Annotated in this window: 18 protein-coding genes and 2 riboswitches; of the genes, 17 read left to right on the top strand and 1 reads right to left on the bottom strand. The window is 41.5% G+C overall.

The window, feature by feature from the left end:
- Window positions 1-116 precede the first annotated feature (116 nt).
- Window positions 117-752: an FmdE family protein gene (locus ACYQ3Q_RS26550; RefSeq protein ID WP_459931423.1), complete on the top strand. Its 636-nt coding sequence runs from the start codon at window positions 117-119 to the stop codon at window positions 750-752.
- Between the two features lie 671 nt (window positions 753-1,423).
- Here the strand turns inward: ACYQ3Q_RS26550 and ACYQ3Q_RS26545 are convergent.
- Window positions 1,424-1,627 carry a CooT family nickel-binding protein gene (locus ACYQ3Q_RS26545; RefSeq protein ID WP_459931422.1) on the bottom strand — a complete coding sequence of 68 codons (204 nt, stop codon included), beginning with the start codon at window positions 1,625-1,627 and terminating at the stop codon, window positions 1,424-1,426.
- A gap of 208 nt (window positions 1,628-1,835) precedes the next feature.
- On the opposite strand from ACYQ3Q_RS26545, the gene ACYQ3Q_RS26540 reads away from it, so the two are divergent.
- The 16 genes from ACYQ3Q_RS26540 to ACYQ3Q_RS26465 form a co-directional block, all read left to right on the top strand.
- Window positions 1,836-2,036: a hypothetical protein gene (locus ACYQ3Q_RS26540; RefSeq protein WP_459931421.1), complete on the top strand. Its 201-nt coding sequence runs from the start codon at window positions 1,836-1,838 to the stop codon at window positions 2,034-2,036.
- A gap of 207 nt (window positions 2,037-2,243) precedes the next feature.
- Window positions 2,244-2,427, top strand: a riboswitch (cobalamin riboswitch).
- A 283-nt stretch (window positions 2,428-2,710) separates the two neighbouring features.
- Window positions 2,711-2,896, top strand: a riboswitch (cobalamin riboswitch).
- A 129-nt stretch (window positions 2,897-3,025) separates the two neighbouring features.
- Window positions 3,026-3,727 carry a DUF2162 family putative transporter gene (locus tag ACYQ3Q_RS26535; RefSeq protein ID WP_459931420.1) on the top strand — a complete coding sequence of 234 codons (702 nt, stop codon included), beginning with the start codon at window positions 3,026-3,028 and terminating at the stop codon, window positions 3,725-3,727.
- Window positions 3,728-3,734: 7 nt separating this feature from the next.
- A complete protein-coding gene (locus ACYQ3Q_RS26530) occupies window positions 3,735-4,406 on the top strand; it encodes a MotA/TolQ/ExbB proton channel family protein (protein WP_459931419.1) in 672 nt (223 codons plus the stop codon).
- Window positions 4,384-4,683, top strand: a complete 300-nt coding sequence (locus ACYQ3Q_RS26525) for a DUF2149 domain-containing protein (protein ID WP_459931418.1) — start codon at window positions 4,384-4,386, stop codon at window positions 4,681-4,683. Before ACYQ3Q_RS26530 ends, ACYQ3Q_RS26525 begins: the two co-directional genes overlap by 23 nt.
- Before the next feature lie 77 nt (window positions 4,684-4,760).
- Complete coding sequence (locus ACYQ3Q_RS26520) at window positions 4,761-9,494, top strand: cobaltochelatase subunit CobN (protein ID WP_459931466.1); 4,734 nt, start codon at window positions 4,761-4,763, stop codon at window positions 9,492-9,494.
- A 728-nt stretch (window positions 9,495-10,222) separates the two neighbouring features.
- Window positions 10,223-11,758, top strand: a complete 1,536-nt coding sequence (locus ACYQ3Q_RS26515) for an ABC transporter substrate-binding protein (protein ID WP_459931465.1) — start codon at window positions 10,223-10,225, stop codon at window positions 11,756-11,758.
- A gap of 3 nt (window positions 11,759-11,761) precedes the next feature.
- Window positions 11,762-12,739 carry an ABC transporter permease gene (locus ACYQ3Q_RS26510; RefSeq protein WP_459931417.1) on the top strand — a complete coding sequence of 326 codons (978 nt, stop codon included), beginning with the start codon at window positions 11,762-11,764 and terminating at the stop codon, window positions 12,737-12,739.
- Entirely contained in the window at window positions 12,740-13,585 is an 846-nt protein-coding gene (locus tag ACYQ3Q_RS26505) for an ABC transporter permease (RefSeq protein ID WP_459931416.1), read from the top strand.
- 11 nt (window positions 13,586-13,596) lie between these two features.
- A complete protein-coding gene (locus ACYQ3Q_RS26500) occupies window positions 13,597-15,291 on the top strand; it encodes an ABC transporter ATP-binding protein (protein WP_459931415.1) in 1,695 nt (564 codons plus the stop codon).
- Between the two features lie 147 nt (window positions 15,292-15,438).
- Window positions 15,439-15,612 (top strand): Txe/YoeB family addiction module toxin, encoded by a 174-nt coding sequence (locus ACYQ3Q_RS26495; RefSeq protein WP_459931464.1) that lies wholly within the window; start codon window positions 15,439-15,441, stop codon window positions 15,610-15,612.
- A 159-nt stretch (window positions 15,613-15,771) separates the two neighbouring features.
- Entirely contained in the window at window positions 15,772-16,224 is a 453-nt protein-coding gene (locus ACYQ3Q_RS26490; protein WP_459931414.1) for a hypothetical protein, read from the top strand.
- 262 nt (window positions 16,225-16,486) lie between these two features.
- Entirely contained in the window at window positions 16,487-17,539 is a 1,053-nt protein-coding gene (locus tag ACYQ3Q_RS26485) for an energy-coupling factor ABC transporter permease (protein WP_459931413.1), read from the top strand.
- Between the two features lie 15 nt (window positions 17,540-17,554).
- Window positions 17,555-18,364 carry a cobalt ECF transporter T component CbiQ gene (gene cbiQ, locus ACYQ3Q_RS26480; RefSeq protein WP_459931412.1) on the top strand — a complete coding sequence of 270 codons (810 nt, stop codon included), beginning with the start codon at window positions 17,555-17,557 and terminating at the stop codon, window positions 18,362-18,364.
- On the top strand, window positions 18,361-19,119 hold the full coding sequence (locus tag ACYQ3Q_RS26475) for an energy-coupling factor ABC transporter ATP-binding protein (RefSeq protein ID WP_459931411.1): 759 nt from the start codon (window positions 18,361-18,363) through the stop codon (window positions 19,117-19,119). The genes cbiQ and ACYQ3Q_RS26475 overlap by 4 nt, the downstream gene beginning before the upstream one ends.
- Before the next feature lie 265 nt (window positions 19,120-19,384).
- Window positions 19,385-19,600 (top strand): tautomerase family protein, encoded by a 216-nt coding sequence (locus ACYQ3Q_RS26470; RefSeq protein ID WP_459931410.1) that lies wholly within the window; start codon window positions 19,385-19,387, stop codon window positions 19,598-19,600.
- Between the two features lie 369 nt (window positions 19,601-19,969).
- The coding region (locus tag ACYQ3Q_RS26465) for an ATP-grasp domain-containing protein (RefSeq protein ID WP_459931409.1) at window positions 19,970-20,396 on the top strand (427 nt) is incomplete at its 3' end.

Here is a 20,396-nt window from a genome sequence, read left to right as displayed (position 1 = left end):
TAGAAGAACCATAGATTAATAAATAATGGAAAAATTTGACCATGGAGGTCTGGCTTCAATACAGAAGCCAGCTTCGTGGTCTCTTTTTTTACTAAAATGAGGGAGTGGATGAAAAGATGGAGGAACAAGTGAAGAGGGATTGGGAACGTTGTGTAGCGTTTCACGGGCATATTTGCCCTGGTTTGGCGATCGGTTTCCAGGCCGCGCAGATCGCTTTAAAGGTGCTTCCTTCCTTAGCGGGGGAGCCGTACAATCCGAAAAGCGGGATAGTAAGCATCGTACAAAACGATACTTGTGGAGTGGATGCTGTGCAGATGTTACTTTCAAGCACATTTGGCAAAGGAAATCTTATGTTCTTGGATCATGGGAAGCAAGTTTTTAGTTTCATACGCCGTCAGGATGGGCGTGGTGTTCGTGTTGCCCTGAAGCATGGGACTATGGAGAATGAACGGCATCAAGCTTTACGGGCCAAAGTGATGGATAACACTGCAAGCTCAGCTGAGTCTGAGGAATTTTATAAGCTGCACGGAGAGATTTCGATGCACCTAGTGGAGACTCCGTCAGAAGAGCATTTTGTCTGGCGGGAAATCGCATATGACCTACCCCATGGTCCTAAACTCAATCCAACGGTGCAATGTGCTTTCTGCGGTGAGGGAGTAATGGAACAGCGGGCGAGTGTTCGTGATGGGCATATTGCCTGTCCGGAATGTGTGGAACCATACGAGTCGCGAGTCCTCGTATTAAATAAATAAAAAGACACACAGAATACTTTGGCATGTTTAGATACTACCTTCGATAGGTCTGTTAAAACATGCTATGCGAGCAATAGTAGTGGGACAACGTCGTTTGACGAGAATCTATACCGTTCGTTAACTATGCTGGGCATGATCCTTGAGGGAAAATATTGTGCTGCTTTCAAGGAATAAAGTTAGCATCCTTTCCTCATACTACGATTAATGTAGAAAGGATTGGTGAAATTTTATGAGTTGTTCAAGTATAAAACATCGCTATGAACAAATGAAGGGCCAGGGGGATATTCACTTCATAGATGCTTTGACTCTTTATAGTGACCTCAAGGGGTCACTGGATGCCCATAATCTAGAAATAAAAGAGTTGCAAAAAAGTAATGATAAAACTAGCATTCAGCATTTACAAAACCATATTACAGAGGGGAACCAATTGTTATCAGAGTTCGAGAACATGACTCTTCACTAAACAATAGTAAACTGAAAAAGCAGTACATAACTATTTACTCAAACCAACACCCTAGGCTACAAAAAGTTGCCCAGGGTGTTGGTTTGTATTAAATTGCCCCTCAAAGCAATGGTGCGTGAAATTGACGGTTAAGGGGAGAGAAAAAATGGCGAGCAGCCTAGTTCTGAGGATGTGCTAGATGTCGGAGATATGCATAAAGGGTTCTCCTCTACGTTATATTATTGTAAATCTTTTCTAAAATAATACGGTGGTTGAGAAGAGTCATGTCTTTAATTCTGGCTTTAATAAACATTTGTTTTCCGAAGATATCTACGAGTTTAAGGCCATCTTCATAGGGCTCGATGGTATCAACGGACTTCATGAGCATCACTTCGTTTTCTCCATCTTTGAGAAAGGCATTTGATTCACACATTGCAGTTAGCTCCTTCTTTTAAGAATTATCAAAGCTTTACCAGAACAAGTTCATAAGAAATGCCTGGGAAAGGTTCATTTTAAGTTAGGGTCAGACCCAATGATATCGTGACGGTCAGATCAGAATATCATTGGGTCTGAAGTTGATAGTATTCCGTAAGGATCCAAACTTTCCTTAGGGATTATGAGTTGACATTTTCGCACGTAAGATGCAGGAAGATTTTGAAGGTATTTTGGAACGTGGAATTCATTCCATTACAAACTATGGAAAAACATCTGGCATGGGCTCATATGCCTATAATCACCTCCTTTGTAAAATGAAAAAGACCATGGAAAGAATGACCAGACTTAATGTCAAGTCAAGACCTCCATGGTCTCTTTTTTTCATAATGAATATTTGGCTATGTTAATAGTATTCTACACAAAAGTGTTAAACCCTTCTGCGTTTTTTATTTTTTTTATGACGTTTTTAATAGGTTTATACCCATGATGGATATTCCTGACGGTCGCACCACTGTAAGCGGGGAGTTTCACTTTTAGTAGACACTGGGTGTTGTGCCTGGTGCCCGTTGGTCGGCACTTGACTGTGTATTGCCTTTGTGATACATTTAATTTGCAAATTTAATAGATGAGCAAGCGATTTTTCTTAGCCGAAAAATCATAACAGGGAAGCCGGTGTAAATCCGGCGCGGTCCCGCCACTGTAACGGGGAGTTTGTGCCACATCCACTGAGGAGACTTGGGAAGGAGGCACTAAACGAGGAACCTGAGCCAGGAGACCTGATTGCTCATATGCTTTACTCACGATGGATGGGTGGCAGGAATTATTTAATTCAGCCCTTCATATTTTGGAGGGCTTTATATATTTTTATGTGTACATAAATGGTTTCCCGAGGGAAACTGACCTGTAGGGTAAATGTCTTGTTCAAGCGGGATCAGCTTTCAAAAATGCGAATGCGACTTGAAAGCGGAGGAGAACGCGCCGTCCGAGACAACCGATACATTGCTGTCTTCAGGATTAGTGATGTGAGGTTGTCTCTTTATTTTTTATTAGGAGTGGAATATCGCTGGATTCTATAAAAACTAAATACTTAGAAAATTTAGGTACCGAAGTTTGAGAACCTCGGTTTAAAAGGGAAGCAGGTGTAATTCCTGCATGGTCCCGCCGCTGTGATGGGGAAATGTTTCATTTATACCACTGGTTGAGTCTGGGAAGGTATGAAACATTGATGATCCAGAGTCAGAAGACCTGCCTGAATACTACACGCCAATAACTCTACGAGCGATAGAGGAGGTATTATTAGTGCTGAACAAATGTTTATCAGTATTTTTAGCCTCTTGACCAATCGGTTGAGAGGCTTTTTGCGTCGAGTGGCTTATTCCGGAAGGAGGTGAAATAGATGTTAATTCTTAGTTTGTTGGTGGCCCTTCTCATTTTAAGCATCAAAACAGGGTTAGTTTTAGGGTCTTCCTGGTTGACCATACCTAAAATTTCTGGTTATGCAACAATTTTTGGCAGTTCTGTTGTTTTGTTAAGTTATATTTTTAACGGGAAATATCAGCTTATTGGACATTTTATTGACAAATATACATTTGCTTTTGCATGCATAACAGGTTTACTTTTCCTTTACTTAGGGTTAGAACATACTTCTGAAACAGAAACCCCTGGGAAAAAACAAAAAATTAGTTATTGGCTGGGTTTTTTACCATGTCCCTTTTGTGTTGGAGCACTGGTTATATCTGTGATTTATACGGCAGGTGGTTTAAAGGTACCTTTGTATGCTGTATCTATCGCTACAGGTATTGCATTTTCTTTAGGTATAGTCTTGGTAAGCTGGATTTTACGTAGATTTTTGACCCGATTTAATTTTGGCGTAGCTAGTTTTTTTCATCAAGGGTTATTGTTTTTAGGTGTTTTTACGTTGTTATCTGCTTTTTTAATTCCTAACATTGTGGCAACCATGCAAGACACATTTATACCGATGGTATTATGTTCCAAAAAAGAATTACTCTTATCTGTAGTTGGATTTTTTGTTCTTTTTACGTTGGGGTTTGGCAAAGAAATGTTAACCCGTTTCAATAGTTTAAGTTGGAGGAGATGATTAGGAAATGGCTATGGTTGGTTCCCAGTATTTGAATCAAATTATGCATATTATTTCCCAAAGTTTAATGATACCTTGTTATGCTTTTTTACTTTATTTTGTAGTGACAGCTGTAATCGAGACAGGTGCCCTGATCGGGGAAAAGTTTGGGGAGAAAAAAATACATCAGTTTAAAACAAAAGAGTTTTTGAGTAAATTACCAGAAACCCATAACATTGAGCTTTATGTGGAAAATAGCGAATTGCCTATTAAACTAAAAAAAGTTGTCACAGAATTCCTAACCTTAGCTTCCGCAGAAGGAGCTCGTCAACGGATAGTTGCTCAAAATCTCTTATGTGAGCAAGAAGATTTAATTGCTAAAAGAACCGAAAAAACAGACTTGATTTCTAAAATGGGTCCTTTGTTGGGTTTAATGGGTACTTTGATTCCTTTAGGACCAGGTTTGGTAGGCTTGGGTAAAGGAGATTTTAACATGCTGGCCCAGTACCTGATTGTTTCTTTTGATGCCACCATTATTGGTGTTTTTGCCGGCAGTTTAGCCTTTACCATATCCAAGGTGCGTCGGCGCTGGTATGGACGTTACTTGAATAATTTGGATACAATTCTAGAAACAATTATTGAGGTGAGAGAGTATGTTTCGCAAACGGGGAAGAAAGTTGCAATCGGAGGAAGAATTTGATCCATTAAGCAGTTTGGCTAATCTAGCGGATGTTATGTTTGTTTTTAGCGTAGGTTTACTAGTTGCGTTAGTTAATGTTTATAATGTCAGTCCTACTAGTGGTAGTGCCGGTAAACCAAAACAAGCTATTATTGATGTAAAACAAGGAAAAGAAATGGAAAGCTTACCGCAAGTTGACTCAAAAACAGGGAGCGGCTTTGAAGAAATGGGGACTGTGTTTAAAGACCCTAAAACAGGTAAGTTAATTATGGTGCAACCGGTAGATGAAGGTAAATAAGAACACGGGGGAGAGGGAAAAGGAGCATGCTAAGAAAGAACACGCTAAGTAGGTATCGAAAACCTTTTGCGATTTTGATGTTGTTTATGATGTGTTTAAGTCTTTTATCACCTATTGTTAATGCTGAGGATCATAGTGTAGGTAAGATTGAGCTAGACAACAGCAGCGTAAAAATAACAGTTGGATCTAGTAAAACTGTACAGGCTACCGTTTATAACCAGCTTGGTGAAATAATGACCGGGCAGACAGTGACTTGGAGCAGCGACAAAACCGAGATTACTACAGTGGACCAAAATGGATTAGTGGAAGCTATTGGTGAGGGCACGGCTACAGTTACAGCATCTTGTGACGGGGTAGAAGCCGTATGTGAAGTTACGGTAGAAGAGGCAAAGGTAACTAAGATTGAGTTAGATAACAGCAGTGTAAAAATAGTCGTTGGAGCTAATAAAACTGTTCTTGCAACCGTTTATAATCAATTAGATGAAATAATGACCGGGCAGACAGTAACTTGGAGTAGCAACAAGCCAGAAGTAGCGACAGTGGATGAGAATGGACTGGTTACGGCAGTTAGTGTCGGGATAACAACGATTACTGTCGTTTGTTCCGAGATCAGTATTCAGTGTCAAGTTGAGGTGTTTAATGGTTATCCTACAAATGTGGTGATCATTACAGGTTCAAAACCTCTTGTGTCACCGCTTGTGGAGGCTTACCATAACCTGACGGAGAAAAGAAACCCGCCCTACCAGTTTGGATTGAGAATTTTTTCTGCAGATGATTTAGCTTCCAATACGGCTAAAGTGCAGCAAGCGGTGCAAAATGCAGATGTCGTATTAGTGCAAATGATTTCAGATACGAGAACAGAGGACTTTCATACTATTTTAAGTGACAGTTGGGAGGCAGAATGGAAAAATGGGAAGGCACCTGCAATCTTTACCCAAGGTTGCACGGAGGGTTTCGCAATAAATATTGTTAAAGACTTACCGATCCAAGCAAATATTAATAAGGACGATTTGACGGCACTGACAAACTATATTAGTGCAAGAGGTACAGATAACTGTGAGCGTTTATTGTTATTCTTAGCTTCTAAATACGGAGAAGGAGATGTGACGACAGCCGAGGATTTAACTCCCATTGGGAGTAGAGGGACGTTCGCTTACCATCCTGATGCCCAGGGTAATGGGACATTTTTAAATCCAGAGGATTATTATAACTGGTATACAAGCCGATCTGGATATGATCCCTCAGCACCTTGGGTTGGCATTATGGATTACGATTCTGCTTATATCGATGGGGATTATGACTTAACGACAGAACTATTAAAATCGTTGGAAAAGAAAGGTAATAATGTTGTTTTAATATTTACCCCTTCGAGTAAAAAAAATGACTCTGTGCGTAGTTACTTTTACAGAGATTTAAATGGAGACGGGAAGAAAGAACCGGCAATAGATACCTTCATCTGTCCGATGGGTTTTGCCTTTGACTCAAAAAATCAACAAAATACCATAGATTTATTTAAAGAAATGAATGTACCTGTTTTAGCGCCAATTTATGCGAGTGATTTAGAAAAATGGGAAAGTGATCCAGCAGGCACTTCCAGCAGCATATATTGGAATGTAGCCATGCCTGAGCTGGACGGCCGAATTGAACCAGTATTAATGGGGGGGTATAAGACTTTAAATGTCGATGAAGCAACAGGCGCAATTATCAATAAAAAAGTTGCCATACCTGACCGAATAGAACGGGTGGCAGGAAGGGCGACAAATTGGGCTAAACTACACAAGATGGAGAATCAGGATAAGAAAGTAGCGATTATTTATTATAACCATGATGGTGGTAAAGATGGCATTGGGGCTTCTTATTTAAATGTACCAAGGAGTTTAACAGAAATATTAAAGGCTTTTAAAAATAATGATTATACTGTGAACCAAGATGGTTCGTTAAGCAGTGAAGGAGAAATCACCGAAGAAAAGGTTTTTAATGAGATGTTTAACAAAGGACGTAATATTGGCGGTTGGGCGCCTGGTGAACTGGAAAAATTCGCTGCCCAAGAGGGAATCATCAAAATTAGCTTGGACAAATATCTTAGCTGGTACTACCAGCTTCCTGTCGGGCTGCGTGAAGCAGTGGAAAAGGATTGGGGAGCTGCTCCCGGAAAAGTCATGGTACAGGATGAGCAAATAATTATCCCGGGTGTTATCAATGGTAATGTTTTCTTTGGACCGCAGCCCATGCGAGGGTGGGGAGAGGATGTAACTAAAATTACCCATTCACCAACTTTACCTCCAAGCCACCAATACTTGGCCTTTTATTGGTGGTTGCAACATGAGTTTAAAGCAGATGCGGCAATACACTTGGGAACCCATGGTACGGCAGAATGGTTACCGGGAAAATCTGTCGGCTTATCAGGAGAAGATTGGCCAGATATTGTGCAAGGGGATATGCCAAATATTTATCCTTATATCGTAAATAACCCTGGCGAAGGAACTCAAGCCAAAAGAAGAGGGTATGCGGTACTGATAGACCATTTGACGTCAGCTCTAGTGAATACAGAACTTTATGGTAATCTTAGAGAACTTCATGATCTAGCCAATGAATATGATACTGCAGTTGTGAATAACTTACCTGCTGAAGATATCGAAAAGATTAAAGTCAAGGTAAAAATATTAGTGGTAAATGAAGGAGTAGGGGAAAAGGTTGGGGTTAGTGCCGATGATCTCGATAAAAATTTTGATTCATCGTTAGAAAAATGTAAACAATATTTGGATGACTTAGAAGCAGATGTGACTCCTTTAGGTTTGCATACCTTTGGGGTGCCGCCTCAAGGAGACGCTTTTGAAGGCATGGTCAAAGCCATTGTAAATTATGATCCAGCAACCCGCAGCGCTTTGGAAGCAGAGATCCGAGCTAATTTGCAGAATACCACACAAGAAATGGACATGCTTCTTTTAGCGCTTAATGCCGGTTATATTCCTCCTAATGCTGGTAATGATCCAGTGCGAGATCCAAGTGTAATGCCAACGGGAAAAAATTTGGTGTCTTTTGATCCACGTAAAGTTCCAGATAAAACAGCATGGGTAATTGGTAAAAAATGTGCAGATGACTTATTGGCTGCTTATTATGCGAAGCATGGTTCTTACCCGGAATCCGTGGGTGTTGTTTTGTGGGCGGTCGAGACAATGCGAACAAAAGGTCAAAGTGTTGCTATGATCATGAGATTACTAGGGACTGAACCTGTGTGGGATGCTACGGGTAAGGTGACTGGTTATAAGATTACTTCTAGCCAAGATTTAGGACGTCCGAGAATTGATGTGGTTGTTACGGCTTCTAGTCTTTTCAGGGATACTTTCTCCAATGTAATGACGCTGCTCGATAAAGCAATTCGAGAACTAGCAATAAATACTGACAATGGTCAAGACAACTATATCAAAAAGCATTATGAGACATTGAAGAGTGAATACTTGAGTCAGGGCAAAAGTACAGATGATGCAGAATTTCTAGCGGCATCAAGAGTATACAGTGAAGCGCCAGGCTCCTATGGGAATGGTCTTGCCGCGAAGATAGGAGCAACTGAAAGTTGGAACACAAGTGAAGATTTGGTAGATACTTACCTAACCCGGTCAGCGTATATTTATGGTACTGATAAAGATGGAACTCCTGTTTATGGACAAGCAGCAAAAGATACTTTCGAGAGTGTCTTGAAAAATGTCCAAGCGACAGTTCAAGTTAGAGATTCCACATATGGAGCTCTCGATAATGATGATGTCGCTCAGTATTTAGGGGGACTGACGTTAGCTGCCAAATGGGCTTCAGGTAAAGATGTGGACGCTTATATCGCTAATACTCGTTTAGGAGTAGATAATTTAAAAATTCAGACACTTAGAGAGTTTGTGTCTCAAGAACTGGACAGCCGTCTTCTGAATCCAAAGTTCGTAGAAGCAATGCTGAAAGAAGGCTATGCTGGTTCGGCAACTCTGGCTAAGTGGATAGGCAATGTATTTTTGATTGCCGCAACAACAGGTGCTATCAGTGATAACGCTTGGCATGACCTTGCAGCTACGTACATTTTTAACGATGCAGTACGAGCCAAACTTGACCCCTATGCCTTACAGGCAATGATAGGATACCAATTGGAAGCAGCGCGCAAGGGAATGTGGCAAGCATCCAAGGAAGACTTGACGCAGTTGAGTAATGTTTATATGCAGACTATGGTTGATTATGGGGTAGTGTGCTGTCACCATACTTGTAAAAATATTTTAATGAATGAGTGGTTGGCACAGTTTTCTACCTTGGATGACAGGGTACGTGAATTGTTTCAAAAAACACTAGCGGATGCAACACAACAAAATGTAAATATCGCAATGCAAACTAAATCTGTTCCGACAACTACAAGTAATAGTAGTTCGTCTGATAAAGTTGAGGAAAAAATTCAGCTTTTGGATAAAGTGGTAGATGACCAACCTGAACCAATAAATATAGAACAGCCACAGCAGACAGCTACGCAGGGGCAAACAGTCTCAATGGAAAATACACAAGATGAGGCGACAGCCCAAACACCAACAGCGGTTGCAGCAGCTGGCAACTTACCTGCTGCTTCCGAAGAGCAGGTTAAACCAACAGCTAAGGATGCACAGGAACAAAATACCGCTGGTGAACAAAAAGGAAATACCCAAGAGTATAAAGCTTATGAGATTAGCGAAGAAGGAAAACAGAATAAAGCCAGCGGTGTCAGTATGTTGGCTATACTTGGCGTTGGTGGGGCAATGGCGGCTGTTGCTTTTGGTATGATGAAAGGTAAAATGCTGTCACGTTAAGCAGGGATTTCAAAGTTAATGTAGAATACACTAATTAACAAATGCTAAAAAATGAAATTGAATCATTGTAAATAAGACCATGGAGGTCATTGGGCGGCAACACGGCGCCTATGATTTCTATGGTTTTTTATTTGTGGTTATTAGATTCAAATTCATGGTTATTTACGCCAATGGAACTGATCGGTCGTTGGCATAGAGGATATGGAAAAGAAATCGCCGACGGGAAGGCCCTATATGTTGGCCTATCCGGAACTTAAGACTCTTCCGAAGATTGCATTAGGGTCAACTTTGTGGTTTTCTGTTTATCTGAGAGGAAGTGAGAGTAATATTTCATTAAAAAAACAAGATTAAATCTCAGTAATAAAGAAAAGAAGGAGTTAATCGAGCCCAAGAATCCAAAGATCACGGTTAAGCATCAATGTGACTTTTTAGGATTGTCACGGTCAACGGCCTATTACAAAAGTCATTGTGTAGCTGGACCAAGTCAGGAAGAAAATATATTAAGAATGCCATCGACAATATCCACTTTGACGAGTCTTCTTACGGTTGCCTAAGAATCTGAAATGAACTAAGAAAGCAGGGTTTTAATAACAGACCTTAAGTAAGGAACAAAAGGGGTATTTAGCCGATTATCTTGGGAAAATTTCTAAAAATGGCCAGGTTAAAGAAATAATTGATGCGAAGATTGCATGGATGTACTGGAAAATTTGAAATTATGGAGGAACAACATGTTTAAGAGAATACTAAATACAGTAATGGCAATAGTGCTTGTGACAACTGTAGGGATTGCAGGATGCAGTAATTCAAAGCCTTCAGAGAGTAAAAGTGAAAATACAAATAAGCCGGTTGTTATAAGCCTTGAAGGAGGGGACTGGGGTTATCCTACACCTTTCAGCCATTATTCCAGAGGCCCGGGAGTTTACAAGATGACCTTGATATTTGACAGTTTGCTGGAAAGAGGAGAAAAAGGCTATATTCCTTGGCTTGCAGACAAATGGGATATCTCAAAGGATGGACTTATATATACCTTTACCCTCAAGGAAAATGTAAAATGGCAGGACGGCAAGCCAATGACAGCAGAGGATATAAAGTTTTCCTTCGAGTATTTTGCAAAGCATCCTCCTGTATCCAATGATTTGACGGTTGACAACAAAAGCTTTATTCAGTCGGTCGAAGTAGTGGATGCTAAAACAGTACGATTTAAAGTGGAAAAACCACTGGCAATTCTTCTTGGTAAAATCGGGAACACAAGGATTATTCCCAAGCATATATGGGAAAAGGTAGAAGACCCGCAAAAATTTAATACGCCCGAGGCAGTTATAGGTACCGGACCTTACGTGCTCAAGGATTACAATAAGGAGCAAGGGGCATATAAATATGAAGCCTTTAAGGATTTTTGGGGACCAAAGCAAAAGGTGGATACCTTGCAGTTTGTACCTGTCAGTGATAGTGTACTTGCCTTTGACAAGGGTGAAATAGATCTGACCGGGAGTATTACTACGGATATTCTTTCAAAGTACCAAAACGACAAAGAGTATAAGGTAATGCAAAACCCTGCATTTTGGGGTTATCGTCTCATCTTCAATATGGATAAAAGGACTGAGTTAAAAGATAAGGAAATTCGTCAAGCTTTTGCCTATGCGATAGATAAAAACGAGCTTGTGGAAAAGGTGGCAAGGAAAGCGGCAGTACCGGGAAATGCAGGATATCTTCCTGTAGGGAATATATGGAGCAATTCCAATGCTGGAAACTATGAATTTGATATTGAAAAAGCAAAGCAACTGCTCAAGGGAAACAAACTTTCCTTTAAGCTTTTAACCGGAAACTCCAATGACGAATTAAGAATAGCAGAGCTTCTCAAAATAAGCCTTGCCAAAGCCGGGATTGATATAAGCATTACCAGCGTAGACACAAAAACCAGAGATGCTGCTATAAAAAAGGGAACCTATGAAATTGCTTTGAATGGCCATGGTGGTTGGGGTGGTGATGCAGACCTTTTAAGAACATCATTTGTAATACCTGGGTATAGTAATGACCAGCTAAACGAATTGTGCAAGCAGCAATTATACGAGATGGATCCAGCAAAAAGAAAAGACCTTGTTTTCAAGATCCAGGAGCTTATTGCTGAAGAAATCCCGCAAATACCCTTATACAATACAACCGGATATATTGTGTTCAAGCTTGCAAAGTATGATGGGTGGAAATATATGTTCGACCATCATGAAGTAACACACAACAAGCTTTCCTATCTGGATGTGAAGTAGTAAATGAGAATAAGCATACTAAGAAAAGCCTCTGAGTATTTTATGACCTTTTTTGTAATAATTTCTCTGAACTTTTTTATCCCCAGACTGATGCCTGGGGATCCCTTTACTTTTTTGTCATCAAGTGAAGGACAGATTACCATAACTTATTCAGAGGAACAAATAGCTAAATACAAGGCTTACTATGGACTTGACAAACCAATGGTTGTTCAATATACAAGCTATATCACAAACCTTCTGAAGGGTAATATCGGTTACAGCATTTATTATAATAACAGTGTTATCAATCTTATAGGAAAAAGGATGCTGTGGACTGTTGCTATTGTTATAGTGGCTATTTTAATAAGCTGCCTGATAGGTACAGTGCTTGGAAGCCTATCTGCATGGTACCGAAACGGGGTGTTTGATAAGGTATTGTATTCCTTCATAACTGCAATATCTGAAATTCCGGCATTTTTAATTGGTATAATGTTTCTTTTTATCCTTGCAGCAAAGCTGGGATTGTTTCCGCTATCCGGAGGCATGAAAACCTTTGCAAACTATAGCTGCTTTGCTGATCAAATAACAGATATATTACACCATGCTTTTTTACCGGTGCTGACCTTATCCATAGTCAGATTAGGAGAGTTCTACCTCCTTTCACGAAACAGCATGGTATCGGTGCTCACAAAGGATTATATGAAAACTGCACGGGCGAAGGGACTCAGCAAAAGGCGCATCATATTTCGCCATGCGCTCAAAAATGCCCTGCTGCCAATTGTAACTAGGATATTCTTGTCCCTTGGCGCTGTATTCGGCGGTACAATACTGGTGGAAAATGTGTTTAACTATCCAGGAGTTGGTTATTTGATGAGAGAAGCCGTCATGGTAAGAGACTATGTACTTATTCAAGGGATTTTTTTATTTGTAGCGGTTACGGTCCTGACCATGAATCTTCTTGCAGATATCATTTATAGTAGATTGGACCCGAGGGTGAGTTAAATGAAGTATGTCAAGCACGTAATGATAGGTATAAAGAGATTAACCGTAATGGGAAAAATGGGTCTAGCAGTTGTTTTAATGGTCTTGTTTTTAGGTATATTTTCAGGCTGGCTATCCTTTCATCCCTATAACATCCCCTCAGGAGGTTCTCTTGAAGCTCCGGGAGCAGTACATTGGCTGGGTACTGATGATTTGGGAATTGACCTATGGGCACAGGTTTGCTTCGGAGCAAGAATCAGTATTATCGTGGGATTTGGTACAGCCTTGCTTGCTGGTATAGGTGGAAGCATCATCGGCATTTTCTCGGGATACTCTGGCGGGCTGACGGACAAAATGATCATGCGTATTACCGACATGGTGATTGTCCTGCCTGATTTGCCCATGATGATTGTCCTGGGAGCCTTTTTCGGACCCAGTGTCAGAAACATCATTATTGTATTGGCTCTGTTTTCATGGACTGTACCGGCGAGGATTGTCCGGTCAAAGGTATTGTCTGTAAAGCAGGAAAAGTATGTTACAGCAGCAATAAGCTATGGAGCCGGCTTTTGGCATTTGACGCTGAGACACTTCCTTCCCAATATACTTCCCCTTGTCATGGTGAGTGTAATCCGACTTACAAGTAGAGCCATCGTTGCAGAAGCGGGATTGGCATTTTTAGGGTTGGGAGACCCTACTTCAAAAAGCTGGGGCTTGATTTTGAACCATGCCATCAACTTCAAGGGGATATACTTCACCGACTACTGGAAATGGTGGGTGGTCAGTCCAGTTACTGCAATTATGCTTCTGGTTACTGCCATCGCATTTATCAGCAGGGATATTGAAAAAATAATCAATTCGAAAACATGAAGAGGTGCATAATGGAGCATTCGATCATAAGGGTAGAAAACCTTTCGGTTTGCTATCACTCAGATAAAATAAGAACTCTGGCTGTCAACAATGTCAGCTTTAACCTGGACAGGGGGAGCAGCTTTGGCATCATTGGTGAATCAGGCAGCGGGAAAACCTCTATTGCCATGGCCATGATGGGGTTGTTAACGAAGCCTACCACGGTTGATGGCCAAGTCTACTACGGAAATAAGGATTTGAACAGCCTTTCGGAAAAGGAGAGGAACCTTTACCGCTGGGGAAAGATTGCCATTGTCTTTCAAAACAGTTTGGATGTTCTAAATCCTGTCTTGACGGTACATGAACAGATATTGGAGTGTCTGCTCCGGCATACCCTACTGACCGGGCAGGACGCAGATAAAAAAGTCGCCCAATTGCTTGAACTGGTTGGTCTTGATGCAGGATGGAATACATATTATCCGCATCAATTATCAGGAGGTATGCGACAGAGGGTGTTGCTTGCCATGGCTTTGTCCTGCGATCCTGAGGTTTTAATCGTAGATGAACCGACAACTGCCCTGGATGCTGTTGCAAAAGATGAAATTACAAGGCTTTTGTCAAGACTTCACAGAGAGAAGAAATTTGCCTTAATCGTAATATCCCATGAAATGCAAATCATTGCCAGGCTTGCAAACAGAGTTATGGTGATGTATGGGGGGCACATCGTGGAAGAAGGCCTAACAAAGGATGTCTTGGAAAATCCCATGCACACTTATACAAGGGGGCTGATTCACGCATCCCCGTCCATAAATCCGTACCGTGACCTGTGGGGTATACCAGGGGAAGCAGATAGGAACAGCCTTGAAGGATGTCCATTTTATGACCGGTGCAACCAAAAGGTATCAGAATGCAAGACAAAACTACCGCAGCTTGAATATATATCGATAGAAAGAAGAGTGGCTTGCAACCGTGGAGGTATTGCAACACTTTTAATAGGAAGAGGTATTCATAAAAGCTTTGTGTTTAAAGGGAAAACTGTTAAGGCTTGCGATAACTGTGACATAGAAATCCGCTCAGGAGAAGTGGTAGTGTTAATTGGAGAATCAGGCTCAGGTAAAACCACCCTTGCTGGTATTCTGACGGGAGTATTGACGGCAGATGAAGGAGAGGTTGTGTTTGAAGGTGAAAAGGTTAAAGGGAATAGTGCTACCTGCCGTAAAAGTGGCATACAAATCGTATTTCAGGACCCATTCACAGCCACCAATGAACATTTGACCATTGCACAAGTGATCAGGGAGCCTCTTGATATATTAAAGCTAGGAACAAAGGATGAAAGACTTGACAAAGTGAGGCAGGCGCTAAAGGATGTTCAACTTCCCGGTGATGAAGAGTTTATCTCAAGAAAATGTCATAGCTTAAGTGGAGGACAAAGGCAGCGGGTAGCTCTTGCGAGAAGCCTTGTCATGGAACCTAAGCTTCTGATTGCTGATGAAATCAGCTCCATGCTTGACCCATCCACACAGGCCAATGTATTGAGGCTTCTCAAGGGACTGCAGAATTCAAAGGGTTTTGCCATGTTGTATATCACACATGACCTTGCTCTGGCCCGGAAAATTGGCGACAGGGTATATGTCATGTACAAGGGAAGGATTATTGAACATGGGTCTGTGGTGGATGTTTTTGATTCACCCAAAGAAAGCTATACCAGTAAACTGGTGAATAATTAACTCTGATGGGGAAGGATTGGAGACCAGATTAAAACTGTCTTAATAACAGGTTTAATGCAACAATTATCTTGACAATCAGTTCTTGATAATTGTAAATTCCTGCATGTACATATCAGAAAATAAAAAATAAGGTAGGATCATGAAGTTATTCAAGACATTGAACGAAATGGAAATGAAGGATTAGGAAAACCTGAATCTCTCAAACATGAATTATGTGGCTTATGGAGCAGAAGGATAACACTTGAGCATAGACTTATCTATGAAATTGATGATGAGCAGATTTATATCCTACAGTGTAGAGGACACTACGCCTCCGCCTAAAGACAGAAGCCTTCCAGTTTATTGGAAGGCTTACTATTTTGGTACTCGGCGGAACATGCTTGTGAGCCGTCTGTTTGTCGTTCTTGTCGTTCCGCCTAGGTTCCAGGTACCTTTGCAGAACGACAAGTTCCGCAAAGTATTCCTTCGATCCGCAGTTTCTTGGATTCCTCTATTACCAGCACGATTGCCCGGGCCGAGGACCGAGCGCGCAATAATGAAGGATTGCTGGAATTTGATGTACAAGTATTAACGGTTCTCTATATGATTAAGAGTATCGAGGCGATTAAAGCCACAGCGAATAACGTCGCAACCCTGCTGATACCCAGTATTCATAGCGAACGCTTACCTCTGGAAAACGCGGTCAAGGAATCCCTAGCTCGCTTAGAACAGACCAGGTATATTGAGCAACATCCAGATCAGAGCTACTCTTTCCTATCCGATGAAGAGCAAGAAATCAATAGTGAGATACATAATGAACCAGTCAAGCTAGGGCGGATCAAAGAACTCTTAGGGAAGATGTTTTTCGATACTATCTATAACAAGGCGAAGGTTAGTTATGAAAGTTGCCTATGTGCAAACGTTCCGGGAAATCAGGGATATGAGAATTTTTAAAAGTAATTTTTTTTACTTTGCAGGAAATCTATGAATGCTTGTAGAATATTAAGTAAAATATATGTAGAGCAAGACCATGAAGGTGTTTGCAAAAACCATGGAGGTTTGACTCATTAGAGTCAACTTTGTGGTTTTTTTGTTTATCTAAGAGGAAGGGGGAGAGTAATACTTCATTAAAAAATATCGAACTTTTTAGAAATCATCAGCTCGAAAAAGATAAAGAATAAGATATGGATGTATAATATTTTAGGAGGGGATACTTATGCATATGGCAGATGCCTTGATTTCACCTATAGTAGGTGGTACCATGTGGGTAGCAACAGCGGGTGTTGCGGCCTATTCGATTAAGAAGATTCAAACCGAGATGGATGAAAAGAAAGTACCTTTAATGGGAGTTATGGGAGCGTTTATCTTTGCGTCCCAGATGATCAACTTCTCAATACCGGGAACAGGCTCCAGCGGACATCTTGGAGGAGGTTTAATTCTTGCTATATTGCTTGGTCCGTATGCGGGCTTCCTGACTATGGCATCAGTTCTCACGATACAAGCTTTGTTTTTTGCAGATGGAGGTTTGCTGGCCTTAGGTAGTAATGTCTTTAATCTTGGTTTTTTTCCATGTTTTATTGCCTACCCCTTGCTTTATAAATGGTTCATGCGAAAAGGGTATTCTACTAAGCGAATATTTGGTGCATCAATGCTTACGGCTATCATCGGCCTTCAGATGGGTGCTTTCGGAGTCGTACTAGAAACGTTCTTTTCCGGCAAGACCGAATTACCGTTTGGGACGTTTGTATTATTAATGCAGCCGATTCATCTTGCGATTGGCGTCGTAGAAGGTCTTGTCACAGCAGCTATTGTAACGTATATTTGGAACTCGCGGCCAGAAATTATTGAAAAGGCCGCCTCAGGAGAAGCTATAGGCAATGTCTCCATAAAGAAGGTTGTTGCAGGACTCGTCACAATTGCGCTGATTACAGGGGTAGGGTTATCTTGGTTTGCCTCTTCCAATCCGGATGGTTTGGAATGGGCCATGCTAAAGACTGCTGGTACAGCCGAACTGGAGGCGCCAGATGGCATACATCAGAAGCTGTCTGACATACAGACGAAAACATCCTTTCTACCTGATTATTCCTTTAAGGCACCAGAAAATGAAACGGAACAAAGTGCTGGAAAAGGCGAAGAAACTTGGCCTGCAGTGAGTGGAGGAACGAGTACAGCGGGATTAGTGGGTGGCGGGATGACGCTTGCCTTAGCCGCCCTTGTGGGTGCGGGCATCAGTTTGCTGAAGCGAAGGAAGAATGGAGCAAGTGCTTAAGATTGGATTGTTGATATGGCGAACATCATGAATTCATTGTATAATATGCGGCTTCTCGATGATCTGGCCCGGCAGGAAACCGTGATACACAAGCTACATCCTCTCATAAAATTATTAACCACAGTTATTTACTTAACTGTGGTTGTATCCTTTGGAAGATATGATATTGGCGGTTTGCTGCCCTTGTTATTATACCCGGTGATGGTCTTTACTTTGGCAGAACTTCCAGTTAAACCTATATTTTCAAGGATCTTACTTGTTTCACCGTTCATTATTGGAATAGGTATACTAAACCCTTTCTTCGACCATCAAATCTATCTGCTGGGTGGAAGAGAAATCTCAAGAGGGTGGATCACCTTTCTTTCTATTTTGTTAAAAAGCGGATTAACAGTAACCGCCGCCCTTCTTCTTATTGCTACCACGGGAATGGACCGGCTAGCAGGGGCATTAAGGATGTTGAAAATTCCGCGTATATTTGTACTCCAACTGCTATTAACCTATCGATATATCTCAGTCCTGATGGAGGAGGTAGCTCGGACCTTAAGGGCGTATTCACTAAGAGCTCCGGAACAAAAGGGCGTCCACAGGAGCGCTTGGGGGTCACTGGCTGGACAGCTTATCCTCCGCACGTTTGACAGAGCACAGCGTATTTACGAAGCAATGTGTTTAAGAGGTTTTGCAGGGGAGTACCATACAGGGGGCTTCAAAGAAATTAGAGTCTGGGATTTGGCTTATCTGGCAGGATGGGTGTTATTCTTTGCGGCGGCGAGGATTTACAATATTCCGATGTTAATAGGTTCACTGATAACGGGAGTGATAAGATGAGTCATCATAAACTTGAGGTCAAGGATCTGCATTATAGTTATCCAGATGACCATAAAGCAGTCAAAGGGATGTCCTTTTGTATCTATCATGGAGAGTCGGTGGGAATCATAGGAGCAAACGGAGCAGGAAAATCGACGCTGCTAATGTTGCTCATGGGGGTTCTATTTCCAAACCAAGGAGAAGTTTGTGTGGGAGACGTTAATGTCACAAAAAAGACGCTTCCCATGATTCGCCAAAGCCTGGGTATGGTTTTTCAGGACCCTGACGACCAGTTATTTATGAGTACCGTCTATGATGATGTGGCCTTTGGGCCTCGTAATTACAAGCTTGACGAAAAGGAAGTCGACAAGCGCGTCCTTAACGCTTTGGAGTTGGTTGGAATCCTTCATTTAAAAGACCGCGCGCCCTTCAAATTATCAGGCGGAGAAAAGCGATCTGCCGCTATTGCCTCTGTGCTTTCAATGCAACCAGACATTTTGGTGATGGATGAACCCACAGCTGCTTTGGACCCGAAATCAAGGCGGAGGATCATGGAACTGCTGACGAGCTTTAAACACACAAAAATTATTACAAGTCACGATTTAGATATGATTTTCGAGATGTGTGATAGGACCATCGTGATCAAAAACGGAGAGATTGCAGCAGATGGGGTGACCTCTGAAATTCTAGTCAATGCAGACTTGATGGATAAGTGTGGGCTTGAGGTGCCATTGGCCTTGCAGAACTGTCCTGTCTGCAAGACTAAGAAGATTTAGGCGTGTCGTGGGGACGGTCCTTTCGTGGGGTCGTGGGGACGGTCCTTTTGACACAAGGACTGTCCCCACACGACATTTGTCCGTTGGATTGCACTCATTTACTACAGATTCTGCATTTACATTTAGACATTTAGGAAGGGCATTTCTACCAAATTAGGTAAAAACAAAAAGGACTAAAGAAGCCAAAATAATTTACATGTTTTGTGGCTTTAATGGGGATTTTATATGAGAGTTAAGAAATGAATTAGCGGAGGTGCTTTTGTAAATGCCAATGATTAGTTTTGATGGACCTGCCCTGACCATTGATCAAAAGAGGAGCTTAATTCATGGAATGAGCCAAGCTGCTTCTAAAGCTTTAGGTATTCCGATGGCAGCGTTTACTGTCACCCTAGATGAGCACGAATATAGTAACATGGGTATTGGCGGCGAAGTATTGACGGAAACGGTTTATTGGGATAAGTATAAAGCACTTAAGGATTAACATTATTAAATTATATCAATGAATGGAGCGGCCCAGTTGGGGTCGCTTTTTAATATGCCATAATATGCCAACATGTAAGAGGTTTAACATTTAAAAGCATGTAAAGGCAATGTAAGGGCACGTGTAAGATCAAGAGTGACGGCCCTTCAAAAATGTGTCAAAAGGACCGTCCCCGTTACACTCCACTCTCCCGTTACACTCCGCTCATAATAATGTATACAAAATATATGTTTTGAGAAGGTATTCGCTCTAACGACATAGAACTACCAAGAAACAAATATTTTGAAAAGTTTATAAACCGAGCTATAATGCAGACCAACGTTCGCTCACTCACTAAGGTATTAAGGTACGCTGAAAGGAGCTATCTAGGTGAAACTGTATGAGTACATGGCCAAAGAAATTTTTAGGAATAACGGGATCCCAGTTCCCCAGGGACGAGTGTTTACTAGTTCCGAAGAGGTAGCAGAGTTTGTTGCCCAAATCGGTCCTGTCGCCATTAAATCCCAAGTTCTCTCTGGGGGGAGGGGTAAGGCCGGTGGAATTAAGTTTGCTTCGGACCCTCAAGAGGCTAGTGAAAAGGCGCGGGAACTCTTGGCAACTGACATTAAGGGACTTAAGGTCGATATAATCCTCGTCGAGCAAAAACTAAGCATTGAAAAGGAACTTTATTTGGCGATTACGTATGATGGGGCACGCCGCAAGCCGTTATTGATTGCCTCTGCGGCTGGGGGTGTTGAGATTGAGCAAGTAGCGGAAGAGTTAATTATTAAACGTTTAATCGATATTAACATCGGGC

The organism is Desulfosporosinus burensis, from assembly GCF_054657535.1.
Note: the sequence above shows the minus strand (reverse complement) of the source record. Positions and strands in the feature narration are given on the sequence as shown.

Coding starts and splice junctions, on each gene's coding strand:
- ACYQ3Q_RS26550 (WP_459931423.1), top strand. CDS start 117: ATGGAGGAACAAGTGAAGAGGGATTGGGAACGTTGTGTAGCGTTTCAC.
- ACYQ3Q_RS26545 (WP_459931422.1), bottom strand. CDS start 1,627: ATGTGTGAATCAAATGCCTTTCTCAAAGATGGAGAAAACGAAGTGATG.
- ACYQ3Q_RS26540 (WP_459931421.1), top strand. CDS start 1,836: ATGCAGGAAGATTTTGAAGGTATTTTGGAACGTGGAATTCATTCCATT.
- ACYQ3Q_RS26535 (WP_459931420.1), top strand. CDS start 3,026: ATGTTAATTCTTAGTTTGTTGGTGGCCCTTCTCATTTTAAGCATCAAA.
- ACYQ3Q_RS26530 (WP_459931419.1), top strand. CDS start 3,735: ATGGCTATGGTTGGTTCCCAGTATTTGAATCAAATTATGCATATTATT.
- ACYQ3Q_RS26520 (WP_459931466.1), top strand. CDS start 4,761: ATGTTGTTTATGATGTGTTTAAGTCTTTTATCACCTATTGTTAATGCT.
- ACYQ3Q_RS26515 (WP_459931465.1), top strand. CDS start 10,223: ATGTTTAAGAGAATACTAAATACAGTAATGGCAATAGTGCTTGTGACA.
- ACYQ3Q_RS26510 (WP_459931417.1), top strand. CDS start 11,762: ATGAGAATAAGCATACTAAGAAAAGCCTCTGAGTATTTTATGACCTTT.
- ACYQ3Q_RS26505 (WP_459931416.1), top strand. CDS start 12,740: ATGAAGTATGTCAAGCACGTAATGATAGGTATAAAGAGATTAACCGTA.
- ACYQ3Q_RS26500 (WP_459931415.1), top strand. CDS start 13,597: ATGGAGCATTCGATCATAAGGGTAGAAAACCTTTCGGTTTGCTATCAC.
- ACYQ3Q_RS26485 (WP_459931413.1), top strand. CDS start 16,487: ATGCATATGGCAGATGCCTTGATTTCACCTATAGTAGGTGGTACCATG.
- cbiQ (WP_459931412.1), top strand. CDS start 17,555: ATGGCGAACATCATGAATTCATTGTATAATATGCGGCTTCTCGATGAT.
- ACYQ3Q_RS26475 (WP_459931411.1), top strand. CDS start 18,361: ATGAGTCATCATAAACTTGAGGTCAAGGATCTGCATTATAGTTATCCA.
- ACYQ3Q_RS26470 (WP_459931410.1), top strand. CDS start 19,385: ATGCCAATGATTAGTTTTGATGGACCTGCCCTGACCATTGATCAAAAG.